The sequence below is a fragment of the Flavobacteriales bacterium genome, from assembly GCA_016712535.1.
Taxonomy (GTDB): Bacteria; Bacteroidota; Bacteroidia; order Flavobacteriales_F; family PHOS-HE28; genus PHOS-HE28.
Genome location: JADJQW010000003.1, coordinates 409,310 through 422,730, shown reverse-complemented (window position 1 = coordinate 422,730; position 13,421 = coordinate 409,310). Strand labels below are relative to the sequence as shown.

Below are 13,421 nucleotides of genomic sequence, written 5' to 3'. Positions count from 1 at the left end.
CTCGGCAGCATGAACTACGCGAGCCTGTACTTCCTGGTATCGACGCTCTCGAGGAGCGGCCTGGCATCGAGCAGCGTCTTCCCCTTGCTCAATATCGGCGTGATCCTGTTCAGCACGGCGCTGGGCATCGTGCTCTTCGGCGACAGGCCCCGTCGCATTCAGGCCGCTGGCATCGCCCTGGCCGTGATCGCGATGGGCTTGATACTCGCCGCGCAGCGGATGGCCGCCGGCTCAATCGAAGTACGGCCTCAGCGCAGCAACAAGATCGAGCGGAGCGGCGCACGGCCTCTTCGTGCTTCTGTCCACGAACACCAAGGTGGTCTCGCCTTCGGTGAGCAGCGCATCGCCCGCGTGGCGGAGCTCGTAGCGGAAATGGATGCGCGCGGCGGGCATCGAGGTGATCGATGTGCGCACCGTGACCTCGTCATCATAACGCACCGGACGATGGTACCTGATGCTCAGGTCGCGCACGGGCAGCAGCAGTCCGTTCTCCTCGATCCGCCTGTATGGGAAGCCGATGCTGCGAAGCGCCTCCACCCGCCCCACCTCGAACAGTTCGGCATAACGGCCATAGTACATCTGCCCCATCTGATCCGTCTCGGCATAGCGCACTCGCACGCGCGTCTCATGGGTGTACATGCGCGCAAGTTTAGCTGCGCGCGGCGATGATCCCCGATGTTGCGCGCAGGACATCCGCAACGCTACCTTCACCGCATGCCCGTGATCGATGCGCGAAACAGCGGATGCATCCCGCGCTGCTCCGTTGCGCACGGGCGTGATCCGCTCTGCGCCGCGCAGCGCACGGAGCTTCAGCGAACGCGGACCGGCAGCGGTGATACGATACGCGAATTCAGGTCACGCAGCAAAGGGATTTTTCCATCGCTCCAACTTGAAGCCCACGTTTTTTTTTCACTTTCTTCGGTACATATTTGCCCCCCTTCCCACGATGCACTGACCATCACCGATCACCATCGCGGAGCAAGCCGAGACGAATCCTACAACCCCTAAACATCCGACGCCCCATCCATGAAGAAGGATCCCGAGAAGACCTGGGAACGGTGCCTGGCGGTGATCAGGGACAATGTGACCCCGCAGAGCTTCAAGACCTGGTTCGAACCGATCAAGGCCATGAAGCTCTCGGACAATGTCCTGACGATCCAGGTGCCTTCGCAGTTCTTCTATGAGTGGTTGGAGGAGCATTACATCGGGCTCCTCAAGAAGATCATCCGCAAAGAGCTCGGCGCCGATGGCCGCTTGGAGTACTCCATCATCATGGAGAACGGATTCCAGAGCGCGCATCCGTACACGGTGAAGATGCCGACGAGCAATGCGCGTGAAACGAAGAACCCGGCGGTTGCCCTGCCGATCGATGTGGCCAACAGCCCGATCAAGAACCCGTTCGTGATCCCTGGCCTGAGGAAGATCAAGGTCGAGAGCCATCTCAACGCCAATTACTCCTTCGACAACTTCATCGAGGGAGACTGCAACCGGTTGGCACGCAGTGCAGGATACGCCGTGGCACAGAAGCCCGGAGGCACCGCATTCAACCCGTTGCTGATCTATGGCGGTGTCGGCCTCGGCAAGACCCACCTCGCGCATGCCATCGGCATCGAGATCAAGAAGCACCATCCCGACAAGACCATCCTGTACGTCCCGGCGGAGAAGTTCACGCATCAGTTCATCGAAGCGGTGAAGAACAACACCGTCGGCGACTTCACGCAGTTCTACCAGATGATGGACGTGCTCATCATCGATGATGTGCAGTTCCTTGCGGGCAAGGAGAAGACCCAGGACGTGTTCTTCCATGTCTTCAACGCGCTGCACCAGAGCGGCAAGCAGCTGGTGATCACCAGCGACAAGGCGCCCGTGGAGATGGCCGGCATGTAGCAGCGGCTCCTCTCGCGCTTCAAGTGGGGCCTGAGCGCTGACCTGCAGACGCCCGGGCTCGAGACGCGCATCGCCATCCTGGAGAAGAAGATGTATGCCGAGGGCATCGACCTGCCGAAGGAAGTGGTGGAGTACCTCGCCTACAGCATCACCACCAACATCCGCGAACTGGAAGGCGCCATGATCAGCCTGATCGCGCAGAGCTCGTTGAACAAGAAGGCCGTGACGCTCGATCTCGCCAAGCAGATGATCGACAAGTTCGTGAAGAACACGGCGCGTGAGGTGAGCATCGACTACATCCAGAAAGTGGTTTGCGATTACTTCGACCTGCCGATCGAGCTGCTCAAGAGCAAGACCCGCAAGCGCGAGGTGGTGCAGGCGCGGCAGATCGCCATGTACTTCGCGAAGAAGATGACCAAGAGCTCGCTGGCCAACATCGGCGCGCACTGCGGCGGCAAGGACCACGCGACCGTGCTGCACGCGTGCCGCACCGTGAACAACCTCTCCGAGACCGACAAGCAGTTCCGCGGATACCTCGAGGACCTCGAGAAGAAGCTGAGCCTGCACTGACCGTACCCTTGAACCAAGACCAAGCGTTGGGCTCCGAAAGGGGCCCTTCGCGATTCAGGGCGACGCCGGCTCGGGCATCAATCGGCCGGGGCATGCCCGCCATGGCAATAACACCGCCACATGCCGCGTGTTCAAAAGTGGCGCGGTAGCTGCCCGAGTGCCCGCAACGCGCTCCGGTAGCTTCGCGCGAATCGCATGAGACGCACCTTCATCCTTGTCCTTGTCGCCGCCACCGCCTTGCTGAGCCTCAGCAGCGCGCGCCCACAGCCGGTGCGCGCGGATGAGAATCCTCGGCATCACGGCCAGCCGCCTTTCCTGAAGCAATCAGCTCTTTGGGCCGATAGCGTGCTGAGCACCCTGAGCCTCGACGAGCGCATCGCGCAGCTCATGATGGTGGCCGCGTACAGCAACAAGGACGCGAAGCATGAATCGGAAATCGAGGCGATGATCCATGAGCGGAACATCGGCGGGCTCATCTTCTTCCAAGGCGGGCCCGGGCGCCAGGCCAAGCTCACCAACCGCTATCAGGCCGCGGCGAAGACGCCCATCCTCATCGGCATGGACCTCGAATGGGGCTTGGGCATGCGCTTGGACAGCACCATGAAGTTCCCGCACCAGATGGCCTTGGGCGCCGTTCAGGATGAATCGCTGATCACCGAGATGGGCAATGAGATCGCGCGGCAGATGCGCAGGCTCGGCGTGCACGTGAGCTTCAGCCCGGTGGTCGACGTGAACAACAACCCGGCGAACCCAGTCATCAACGACCGCAGCTTCGGCGAGGACCGCGAGAACGTGGCGCGCAAGGGCATCGCCTACATGCGCGGGCTGCAGGAAGGCGGCGTGATCGCCACGGCGAAGCACTTCCCCGGCCACGGCGATGCGGATAGCGACAGCCACCATACCCTGCCGCTGATCGCGCATAGCCGCACGCGCCTCGACTCACTCGAGCTGTACCCCTTCCAGCGACTTGTCGAAGAAGGACTGAGCGCCATGATGGTGGCCCACCTCGAGGTGCCCGCCCTGGACAGCATGAAGGGACAGCCCAGCACCTTGAGCCGCCCCATCGTGAACGACCTTCTGGCGCGGGAACTCGGCTTCCAAGGCCTCGTCTTCACCGACGCGCTCAACATGAAAGGCGTGGCCAACGCCGACAAGCCCGGCGAGATCGAATTGCGCGCCCTGCTCGCAGGCAACGACGTTCTGCTATTCCCCCAGGATCCCGTCAAGGCCATCGCGCGCATCCGCAAGGCCATCGATGACAAGGAGCTCGACCCGCTGGTCATCGACCACAAATGCCTGAAGCTGCTGCGCGCCAAGCATTGGGCGGGGCTTGATCAGGAGACGCACGTGAAAGTCGAGGGGATCGCGAGCGACCTGAACACCAAGCAGGCCGAAGCGCTGCGCCGGGATCTCTACGCCAGCTCAATCACCGTGCTGGCCGACCACAAGCAATTGCTCCCCTTGCGCGACCTCAACAAGCACCGAATCGCGTCCGTGGTGATCGGAGATTCGCTGAACAACGCTTTCCAGCAATCGCTCGCGCGCTATGCCGACGTCAAGCTGCTGCGCTGCGACAAGGCCTTGAAGAAAGACAGCCTGATGGCCCTGCTCCGTTCGCTCGAAGGCTGCGACCAGGTGATCGTGAGCATCCACCGCACCTCGTGGCGCGTGAAGAGCGACTTCGGGATCCCCGAAACCGCCATGGACATCGTGCGCGAGATCGCTGCGCGCAAGCCCACCGTGCTCACGCTGTTCGCCAACCCATACCGCCTCACGCGGGCCTATGGCGCGCAGCATCTGGCCAGCGTCGTGGTGGCGTATGAAGAGAACGACGACACCCAGGACCTGGCCGCGCAGGCCATCTTCGGCGCGATCGGCGCCACAGGCAAGCTGCCCGTCACGGCGAGCTCCTTCTACCAGTGCGGAGATGGCCGATCCCTTTCGCCGATCGGTCGCATGGGCTATGCGCCGCCCGAGGCGCTGGGCCTGCGCTCTTCCGAACTCGCCGACATCGATCGAATCGTGCAGGATGGGATCGCTGCCAAGGCATACCCCGGGGCTCAGGTGCTCGTGGCCGTTGATGGCGATGTGATCTGGAACAAGGCGTACGGGCACCCCACGTACGATGCCAGGCAGAGCACGCGCACCAACGACCTCTACGACCTTGCTAGCATCACCAAAGTGGCCAGCACCACGCTCGCGCTCATGAAGCTGGTGGATGAAGGCCGCGTTGACCTGGACCAGTCCGTCGGGCACTATCTCACCGAGATCGAGGGCGATTCCCCAGGGCATGCGCGCATGAAGCTGCGCGACATCCTCACGCACCAAGCAGGGCTCAAGCCCTTCCTGCCCTTCCAGAACAAGCTCATGAAGGACGGGAGGTTCAAGCCGGGCGTGGCGAGCGACACGGCGAGCGCAACGCATGGAGTGCGCCTGGCCGAAGGGCTGTACATCCGCAATGCATACCGCGACAGTCTCCTGCACTGGGTGCTCGACGCACCGCTCGAGAAGAGGGGTGAGTACGTGTACAGCGACATGGGCTACTACCTTCTGCAAGAGATGATCGAGCGCATCACAGGAACCACGCTCGACCGTTACGTGCAGGAGCAGTTCTATCGGCCATTGGGCGCCACCACGCTCACTTACCGTCCGCACGAACGCTTCGCGAAGGCGCGGATCGCCCCCACGGAGGATGACAAGATCTTCCGCCAGCGCATGGTCTGGGGCGATGTGCACGATCCCGGAGCGGCGATCAAGGGCGGCGTAGCCGGGCACGCGGGCCTTTTCGGCAGTGCCAACGACCTGGCCAAGGTGATGCAGATGCTCGCCAACGGCGGCAGCTATGGCGGCAGGCGCTACTTGAGCGAAGCGGTGGTCAGCGAATTCACCAAGTGCCAGTTCTGCGCGCCCAACGGCACCGGCAACCGACGTGGATTGGGATGGGACAAACCCGTGCAGAATGGCAAGGGCGGCCCCACCTGTGAGTGCGTGAGCTATGCCAGCTACGGGCACACCGGCTTCACCGGCACCATGGCCTGGGTGGATCCAGAGCAGCATGTGGTGTACGTTTTCCTGAGCAATCGCGTGCATCCCAGCGCCGCAACCAACAAGCTGGTCGAGCTGGGCATCCGCACCAAGGTGCAAGAGGCTGTGCATGGGGCGGTGGCCGCACGAGCGCAAGCCGCTCGCGCCGCACCGCGCGCTACCGGTGCCAGCACCCGATAGCGTTCAGTCCAGCACCATGCGGGTGCTCCATCGCCCGGATCCCGAATCGACCGTGATCACCACGAGGCCCAAAGCGCATTGGGGCGGCACTAGCTCGATCGGCCATTGATCAATCGGGATCCGCAGCAGCGATCGCCCTAGCGCATCACTCATTTCAAGGCGCGCAGCTCCATCACCGCCGCCGATGCGCAAGAGGCCATCCGCCCCTTGGCCCGCCCACAGCCCTGGAATGGCCGAACGGCTCAGCGCCACCACCTGGCTCAATGAGCCGCCTCCATCGAGATCGACCTGGCGCAGGCGGTAATAGCCGATCCCCGGCAAGGGCTGCGCATCATCGAAGATGTAATCGCGGCGCTCGTGCGAATCGCCTGCACCGGGCAGCTGCGCGATCGGCATGAAGCGCTGCGCGTCGGTTGATCGCTCGACGATGAACCACGCATTGCCCTGCTCGCTGGCGGTGCTCCAACGCAGGCGCGCAATGCGATCCTCCTCCCGCACCGTGAAGGTGAGCAGCTCGATGGGCAACGGGCAATCGAAGGTGGCTATGAAGGCGAGGTTGGCGGGACTATTCGGTGCGCCCGGCGTTTCGGCGCCCGCGACACCAGCGCTGGTGAAGTTGGCGGCCAAGCGGTAGTTGCCGCTGTTGAAGAAGAGCACGCGGCCGGTGTGGTCCATGGCGCTGATGCGGAGGTTGTCGAGCCCTCCGTTGTTCATGTTCTGCCCATTGGTGCCATAGCTGATGCCGTGGAAGTAACGGCCCTGTGCATCGCGCGTCTGCGCCGCATCGCCCTCATTGCGGAAGCTCATGTAGTTCCAATTGCCGGCGCCCCAGGCGCAGCTGAAGTAGCCCGATGTGCTGGCCGGATTGGGCGATGTGCCGCACCCCTGCATGCTCGGATGGCTCACCGGCAGGATGTACCGCTTGTCCGCAGGCGATGCATCGCTGGGATCATCGGGAGGCAGCGAAGCGTTGGGGTCGGTGTTGTTGTAGAGCAGGATGATGCTCCCGGTGGGCACGGCCGCCCATTGCGCGATGCTCGCGAAGCGCAGGTGGCCCGCAGCGGTTCCGCTGTTCACGAGCGTGGCGCCGAATCCATTGTAGAGGGAGCCGTTGTTGTCATCGACCTTGATGCCCCGGATATCGATCGTGGAGCAGGGTGGCCCCACGGCGATCAGCTCCACGTACTCCTTCGCGCCGCTGGGCCCATTGCTCAGTTCGTTCACGATCAGCCCGGTGCCCGGCGCGCTGAAGGGGATGGTGAGCTGCACATCATCCACCGCGAAACTCGGGTCGGCGCCCGAGCCATCGTTGTTGTTCACCCAGCGGAAGCCGATTCGCACGTTCGGGTTGTTGTCGGCGCTGGCGGGCAAGGCGATGCTATAGCTGGTCCATTGTCCCTGGCCGCTGCCGCACACGGGCGCCTTCGGAAGGTCGATGAGCTGGTTCCAAGCAGAACCGTTGTAGTACCAGAGCGTAGCATTGTCAGCCGTGCCCTGCCCGTTCTCGATGTACTTGAAGCTGAGCGTGAGGCCCGCGAGCCCCGTCAGGTTGATCATGGGCGACTCGGCGCGCTGATCGGTCTGGGAAGAATTGCATGAACAGCAGAAGGCGCACAGCGCCGGCGGGCAACCGGCATCATAAGCGGCACCGCAATCGCCCGCAGGGCAGAAGAAGCAGCCATTCGGCGAGACGCAGCTGATATCGTTGCCGATGTGCAGGGTCTCGTTGGTTCCGCAGCCCGCCCCGCAGGCGCCTACTGCCTGCCCATTCTCACGGCAGCTGATGAACCAGCGATTAGCGCACGCTCCGTTGGTTCCGGTGCTCGTAACGCTCCAGGCGCCGTTCGGACCTGTGTAGGCCGATGCGTAGCAGCCGCCCGTGCACGCGTTCTCGAACTCCTCACCCCATACGGCGAGCTGGCCCCTGGTGCTCAGAGGCAGCAGGATGAGCGCAACGACCAGATTCCTCACGGCTCATCGAAAGTAAGCCGTGAACCGATCCTTCGTCCGCTGCAACTACCCGATGCGGTACTGCTCCTGCACTTCGGACCAGCCGAAGAGGAAATAGCCGAACAGGGCGTTCAGGCGCTTAAGGACGATGGGATTCGGCGAGCGCGTGCCACGGAAATACTCATCCTGGAAACGGTACAGATCGTATTCCAGGAAGACCGCCTTGCCCATGGCGTACACGGAGTTCTTGCTCGGTGCGTTCAGGCGCGACATGCGGTCGCTGAGCGCGCGCACGGCTTGCTCCACATCAGTGCAGCCCTGGCCGGTGGCCTGCGCGAACTTCGAGATGGACAATGCATGCATGCGCTTGTCGGTGCCAGGCCCAAGGGCGCGGTGCATCTCCATCAGATTGGCCGTGAGAACGATCAAGAGGAACCGGGCGTCGTCCTCCTCGCTCAAGCCCGGGCATTCCTCGAACTCCGGGGCTTCATTCAATTCGGCCGCCACTAACGGGAATCCATCGCTGCACATCTCCAGCACGCTATTGACGAACACATTCGCCAGCTTCTCCTCCGTGATGCGCTTCCTTCCGAAAAGTGTTGAGATCATGCCGATCTTGGTTCCCGCGAAGATCCAGGGGTCGCGCCCGTCGATCCGTGGCGCCGCTTCGTCCGATTTCAACATTGTTATCCACCTACCAACGCCATGATGACCCTCCTGCGCGAATTCGCGGACTATGACCATTGGGCCAACACGCGCTTCGTTGAGCGCTTGACCGAGGAATCGGAGGAGACCCTCGATGCGCTGGCCCCGAGCAGCTTCCCATCGCTGCGCAAAACGGTGCTGCACATCCGCGATGCGGAATGCGCCTGGACCCATCGCCTGCAGGGCACACCGGTGCGCTGGCCTGCTGAACCGAGCATGGCCGTCGGCACCCTCATCACGCATTGCGAGCGCCTGCGCGAACTCGTGCACGGCATGGATGAAGCCGGATTCGCGAGCGAGCGCGCCTACCGCGACCTCAAGGGGAATGAGCATCGGAGCCCGGTGTGGCGCATGCTCCTGCATTGCTTCAATCACAGCACGCAGCATCGCGGGCAATTGATCACGCAGATGCGGATGCTCGAACTTGAGCGGATACCCGCCAACGACCTGGTGGTGTTCCAACGCTCGCTTCCGGCAGGATGACTGCGTGCCGGGCCGTCCACAAGGCCCATGAGCCCCTTGATCGACGTTGCTCCGGCACGCAACGCTCACACCCCGCTGGCTACCTTCGCCGCCTGCCGACGCACCCATCGCGCGGCGCACGAACTTGCCCGAATCCATCCTCATCCTCGACCACGGCTCGCAGTACACCCAGCTCATCGCGCGCCGGGTGCGCGAACTGAATGTCTATTGCGAGATCCATCCTTTCAGCAAAGCGCAGCAATTCGCTCATGACCCCAGCGTGCTGGGCGTGATCCTGAGCGGCAGCCCGAGCAGCGTTCACGACACGGATCCGCCGGACACGGACCTTACAGGGATCATCGGCGCAAAACCGATCCTCGCGGTCTGCTACGGCGCGCAGCTCATCGCCAAGCGCATGGGGGCACCGGTTGAGAAGAGCCGCATCCGCGAATACGGACGCGCACACCTGAGCACCATCGCCGACAATCATCTTTTCGACGGCATCGAAGCCGGAACGCAGGTCTGGATGAGCCACGGTGATAGCATCACCGCACCGAGCGAGGCCATGGACGTGATCGCCAGCACCAAGGACGTGCCGGTGGCCGCCTTCGCATTGCGTGACCTGCTCACGTACGGCGTGCAATTCCACCCCGAGGTCTATCACAGCACCGACGGCCTGCAGCTGCTGCACAACTTCGTGATCGGCATCTGCGGTTGCACCGGCAATTGGACGCCTCACGGCTTCGTGGAGCGCACCGTGGCCAGCCTGAAGCAGCAGCTCGGTGAGGATCAAGTGGTGCTCGCCCTTAGCGGCGGTGTCGACAGCAGCGTGGCCGCTCTCCTGCTCGACCGCGCCATCGGAGAACAGCTCCATTGCATCTTCGTGGATAACGGCTTGTTGCGCAAGGACGAATACGCGCGCGTGCTCGAGAGCTATCGCCACCTCGGCCTCAACATCACCGGCGTCGATGCCAAGGCGGAATTCTATTCCGCGCTGAAGGGATTGGACGAGCCCGAGGCGAAGCGCAAGGCCATCGGCCGCACCTTCATCGAGGTCTTCGACCGCGAAGCGCATCGCATCCGGGGCGTGAAGTGGCTGGGCCAAGGGACCATCTACCCTGATGTGATCGAGAGCGTGAGCGTGAACGGGCCCAGCGTCACGATCAAGAGCCATCACAACGTGGGCGGATTGCCGGACCGGATGAAGCTGCAAGTGGTGGAGCCGCTGCGCCTGCTCTTCAAGGACGAAGTGCGCCGCGTGGGCCGCGAGCTGGGCCTTGACCCCATTATCCTCGGACGGCATCCATTCCCCGGGCCAGGCCTTGCCATCCGCATCCTCGGCGAGATCACGCCCGAGAAGGTGGCCCTGCTGCAGGAGGTCGATCACATCTTCATCCAGGGCCTGCGCGACGAGGGCCTGTACGACCAGGTGTGGCAGGCAGGCGCCATCCTCCTCCCTGTGCGCAGCGTGGGCGTGATGGGCGATGAGCGCACCTATGAGAACGCTGTGGCCTTGCGAGCCGTGAGCAGCACCGACGGCATGACCGCTGACTGGTGCCACCTCCCCTACGAGTTCCTGGCACGGATATCGAACCAGGTCATCAACCGCGTGAAGGGCGTGAACCGCGTGGTCTACGACATCAGCAGCAAGCCGCCGGCTACCATTGAATGGGAATGAACGCTCGAGCCAAAGGGTTGATGGCTGGCCCTGCGCACAGGGCCATCACGCGTTGCAGGCTGCATCTCGCTGCATGCCTCCTGCTCCTGCCCCTCGTCTCCTGGGCCCAAGAGACCCGCATCATCGATGGGAAGAAGTTCACCGTGCATCGAGTTGAGCAAGGCCAGACCCTTTTCGCCATATCACGTTCGTTCGCAGTGCCGGTGGAAGCACTGATCAACGCCAACCCGGAGGCGCGAAGCGGCATCGGCATCGGGCAAGAGCTGTTGATCCCTCAAGCGGCAGTGGTGAAGAAGGAAGCACGCCATGCGCCTGCGCTTCTGAAGGACGGCGAGCTGAGCCATACCGTTGGAAAGAAGGAAACGCTCTTCGGGATCGCCAAGCGCTACGGCACCGACATCAATGTGCTCCTCGAGCGCAATCCCGACGCGGTGAGCGGGCTGCGCGAAGGCGCGGTGATCATCGTTCCCGCCGCATCAGCTCAGGCAGCAGCCGATCCCGCGCTCCGGCCGGCCGAGCCGATGCACACGATCGACCACACCGTGCAACCGGGAGAGACCCTCTTCAGCCTGGGACAGCGCTACAGCGTGAAACCCGAGGCGATCTTGACCGCCAACGACGGACTGCCAGAAGGGCTCAAGGCCGGATCCACCGTGCGCATACCGCAACTGGGGCCCGCTCCGGAGCCGCTGAAGCCGCCCGCGCCCGCCGCTGCGCCGAGTACGCTGCACCGGATCGGCCTGTTGCTGCCATTCGCCACTGAGCGCAACGACAGCATGATCGTGGCATCGGCCACCGCTGCGGACGGACCACGCTTCCACGAGGCATCGCGCATTGCAGCCCAGTTCTACGGCGGCTCGCTCATCGCACTCGACTCGCTCGCCAGCCTTGGCCTGAACGCAGAAGTCAAGGCCTTCGACGTGGGCGACGATGCACTCCAATGGAGCAGCGCGCTGAAGGATCCCGCGCTCGCCACCCTTGACCTGTGCATCGGGCCCTTCCACCGCGCTGCGATCGAGCAGCTGGCCCGTTCGCATCCCCGGCTGCCCATCGTGTGCCCTGTTCCGCAGAGCAACAAGGTGGTGCTGGGCTTCGCCAATGTATCCAAGGCCGTGCCCGCGCGCACCGACCTGGTGCGCCATGCTGCACGCTGGCTCGCCGCTGCTCACGCGCGCGACAACATCATCGTGCTGCGGCCCGACATCCTCAGCGACAAGGAGATCCAAGAGCCGATGATCAATGCGCTCAACGCCGCCATGACCAACCAGGGCGGGAAGCTGCGCGACAGCGTCCTCGTGCTGCGCACTGGCCGCCGCGATCTCGGCGAGCTGGCCTTGAAACTCGATGGCGCGCGCCTTAATGTGATCGTGGTGCCCAGCGAGGACGTGGAGTTCGCAGCCACCGTGGTGGTTAAGCTCAAGGCCCTTGCAGCGAAGAACAGCATACGCCTGGTCGGCATGGAGAGCTGGCTGCACATGGACCCCGTTTCCGCCAGCGACCTCGACGCGCTCGGATTCACCTACGCTTCGGCCAGCCACTTCAACGCTGAAGACGCAGCCACGCAGCGCTTCATCGCGCGGTTCCGCGAGCGCTTCCAGCACGATGTGGATGAGTACGCGCTTCTCGGATACGACGTCACCTTCCAGTATGCGCGCGCCCTCATGCTGCACGGCCGCATCGACGCGGATTCATCGGTGCCGGAGCAGCCGTTGCACACCGGCTTCCGCATGAGCCGCACCGGCCCTGAGAACGGCCTGCGCAATGAATTCGGCGTGATGCTGCAGGTGAAGGACCTGAAGTTGGAGCGGGCGCAGTAGCTACCCGATCGCCTCATTCAAGCTCGGGAGCCCGATGCGCCGAAGGAGCGCGAAGTGCGAGCGCAACGCTTCGAGCAGCGTGCGATTCACGTTATAGGGCAGGCCGAACTCGCGAGCGGTGCGCTCCACGATGGGCGCGATCGCCGGATAATGAACGTGGGAGACCCGCGGGAAGAGGTGGTGCTCTATCTGGTAATTGAGGCCGCCCACGTACCAGCCGATCACCGGATTGCCTGGGCTGAAGTCCACCGTGGTGCGCATCTGGTGCGCCGCCCAGTCGTCGGCGATCACGCCTTTCGCATCGGGCATGGGGTGGTCAGTGCCCTCCACGGTGTGCGCGAGCTGGAACACCAGCGTCAGGATGGCCCCGGCGATGAAGTGCTGGAGCAAGAAGCCCAGCACCACCAGCAACCACGGCAATCCGAGCGCGATGGGCATGCCGATCACCACGAGGAAGTAGATCACCTTCACGGCAATGATGCGCAGCAGGGCGATGCGATGGCTACGGGCGCTTCCGGGCATGAGCCCGCGCCGGATGTACTGGGGGAACTGGATCAGGTCCTTGGCCAAGACCCAGTAGAGCGAGAGCAGGCCATAGAAGAGCGAAGCATAGAGCCATTGGAAGCGGTGGTACCACCGGGTGGTGGAATGAGGCGAGAATTTCAGCACCAGGCGATCGGCGATATCGTCGTCCATGTGCGTGATATTGGTGTAGGTATGATGCAGGATGTTGTGCTGCAGCTTCCAATTGTGCGTGCTGCCACCAAGCAGGTTCAGGGTGTGACCCAGCCACCAGTTCACGCGCTCGTTGGAAGAGTAAGCGCCATGGTTGGCGTCGTGCATCACGCTCATGCCGATGCCGGCGAGGCCCAAGCCCATGACTGCCCACAGGGCCATTTGCGCGCCGGGCGAAGGTTGGGCAAGCAGGATGACCACGAAAGGCACCATGTACATGGCCAACAGCACCACCGTCTTGAGCACCATGGCGCCATTGGCGTGCGGGCTGATACCGTGCTCCTTGAAGTAAGCCTCAACACGGGCACGGACGGTGGCGTGGAAATCGGACTTCTCGACAGGAATGAACTTGATCCGTTGCTTGGGCTCCATGCATGCCGCCATCCAGAGCG

At 63.2% G+C, this 13,421-nt stretch carries 9 protein-coding genes and 1 pseudogene; 5 read left to right on the top strand and 5 right to left on the bottom strand.

Going from position 1 to position 13,421, the window contains the following annotated elements:
- Positions 1 to 14: 14 nt before the first annotated feature.
- Both IPK70_12030 and IPK70_12025 read right to left on the bottom strand, forming a co-directional pair.
- Complete coding sequence (locus tag IPK70_12030) at positions 15 to 158, bottom strand: hypothetical protein (protein MBK8227886.1); 144 nt, start codon at positions 156 to 158, stop codon at positions 15 to 17.
- A 73-nt stretch (positions 159 to 231) separates the two neighbouring features.
- Positions 232 to 639, bottom strand: a complete 408-nt coding sequence (locus tag IPK70_12025; GenBank protein MBK8227885.1) for an acyl-CoA thioesterase — start codon at positions 637 to 639, stop codon at positions 232 to 234.
- Positions 640 to 1,026: 387 nt separating this feature from the next.
- Between IPK70_12025 and dnaA the strand changes: the two are divergent.
- Together dnaA and IPK70_12015 are read left to right on the top strand one after the other, a co-directional pair.
- Positions 1,027 to 2,457: pseudogene (gene dnaA / locus IPK70_12020) on the top strand (chromosomal replication initiator protein DnaA).
- 195 nt (positions 2,458 to 2,652) lie between these two features.
- Entirely contained in the window at positions 2,653 to 5,682 is a 3,030-nt protein-coding gene (locus tag IPK70_12015) for a serine hydrolase (protein ID MBK8227884.1), read from the top strand.
- Positions 5,683 to 5,685: 3 nt separating this feature from the next.
- On the opposite strand, the gene IPK70_12010 is transcribed toward IPK70_12015, so the two are convergent.
- Together IPK70_12010 and IPK70_12005 are read right to left on the bottom strand one after the other, a co-directional pair.
- Positions 5,686 to 7,653: a hypothetical protein gene (locus IPK70_12010; protein MBK8227883.1), complete on the bottom strand. Its 1,968-nt coding sequence runs from the start codon at positions 7,651 to 7,653 to the stop codon at positions 5,686 to 5,688.
- A 45-nt stretch (positions 7,654 to 7,698) separates the two neighbouring features.
- Complete coding sequence (locus IPK70_12005; GenBank protein ID MBK8227882.1) at positions 7,699 to 8,241, bottom strand: hypothetical protein; 543 nt, start codon at positions 8,239 to 8,241, stop codon at positions 7,699 to 7,701.
- 96 nt (positions 8,242 to 8,337) lie between these two features.
- Between IPK70_12005 and IPK70_12000 the strand changes: the two genes are divergently transcribed.
- The 3 genes from IPK70_12000 (at position 8,338) to IPK70_11990 (ending at position 12,294) form a co-directional block, all read left to right on the top strand.
- Positions 8,338 to 8,820: a DinB family protein gene (locus IPK70_12000; GenBank protein ID MBK8227881.1), complete on the top strand. Its 483-nt coding sequence runs from the start codon at positions 8,338 to 8,340 to the stop codon at positions 8,818 to 8,820.
- 124 nt (positions 8,821 to 8,944) lie between these two features.
- Positions 8,945 to 10,477, top strand: a complete 1,533-nt coding sequence (gene guaA, locus IPK70_11995) for a glutamine-hydrolyzing GMP synthase (protein MBK8227880.1) — start codon at positions 8,945 to 8,947, stop codon at positions 10,475 to 10,477.
- Complete coding sequence (locus IPK70_11990) at positions 10,474 to 12,294, top strand: LysM peptidoglycan-binding domain-containing protein (GenBank protein MBK8227879.1); 1,821 nt, start codon at positions 10,474 to 10,476, stop codon at positions 12,292 to 12,294. Before guaA ends, IPK70_11990 begins: the two co-directional genes overlap by 4 nt.
- On the opposite strand, the gene IPK70_11985 is transcribed toward IPK70_11990, so the two are convergent.
- Entirely contained in the window at positions 12,295 to 13,401 is a 1,107-nt protein-coding gene (locus IPK70_11985; protein ID MBK8227878.1) for an acyl-CoA desaturase, read from the bottom strand.
- Positions 13,402 to 13,421 lie beyond the last annotated feature (20 nt).

Coding starts and splice junctions, on each gene's coding strand:
- IPK70_12025 (MBK8227885.1), bottom strand. CDS start 639: ATGTACACCCATGAGACGCGCGTGCGAGTGCGCTATGCCGAGACGGAT.
- IPK70_12005 (MBK8227882.1), bottom strand. CDS start 8,241: ATGATCTCAACACTTTTCGGAAGGAAGCGCATCACGGAGGAGAAGCTG.
- IPK70_12000 (MBK8227881.1), top strand. CDS start 8,338: ATGATGACCCTCCTGCGCGAATTCGCGGACTATGACCATTGGGCCAAC.
- IPK70_12015 (MBK8227884.1), top strand. CDS start 2,653: ATGAGACGCACCTTCATCCTTGTCCTTGTCGCCGCCACCGCCTTGCTG.
- IPK70_11990 (MBK8227879.1), top strand. CDS start 10,474: ATGAACGCTCGAGCCAAAGGGTTGATGGCTGGCCCTGCGCACAGGGCC.
- IPK70_12030 (MBK8227886.1), bottom strand. CDS start 158: ATGCGACGGGGCCTGTCGCCGAAGAGCACGATGCCCAGCGCCGTGCTG.
- IPK70_11985 (MBK8227878.1), bottom strand. CDS start 13,401: ATGGAGCCCAAGCAACGGATCAAGTTCATTCCTGTCGAGAAGTCCGAT.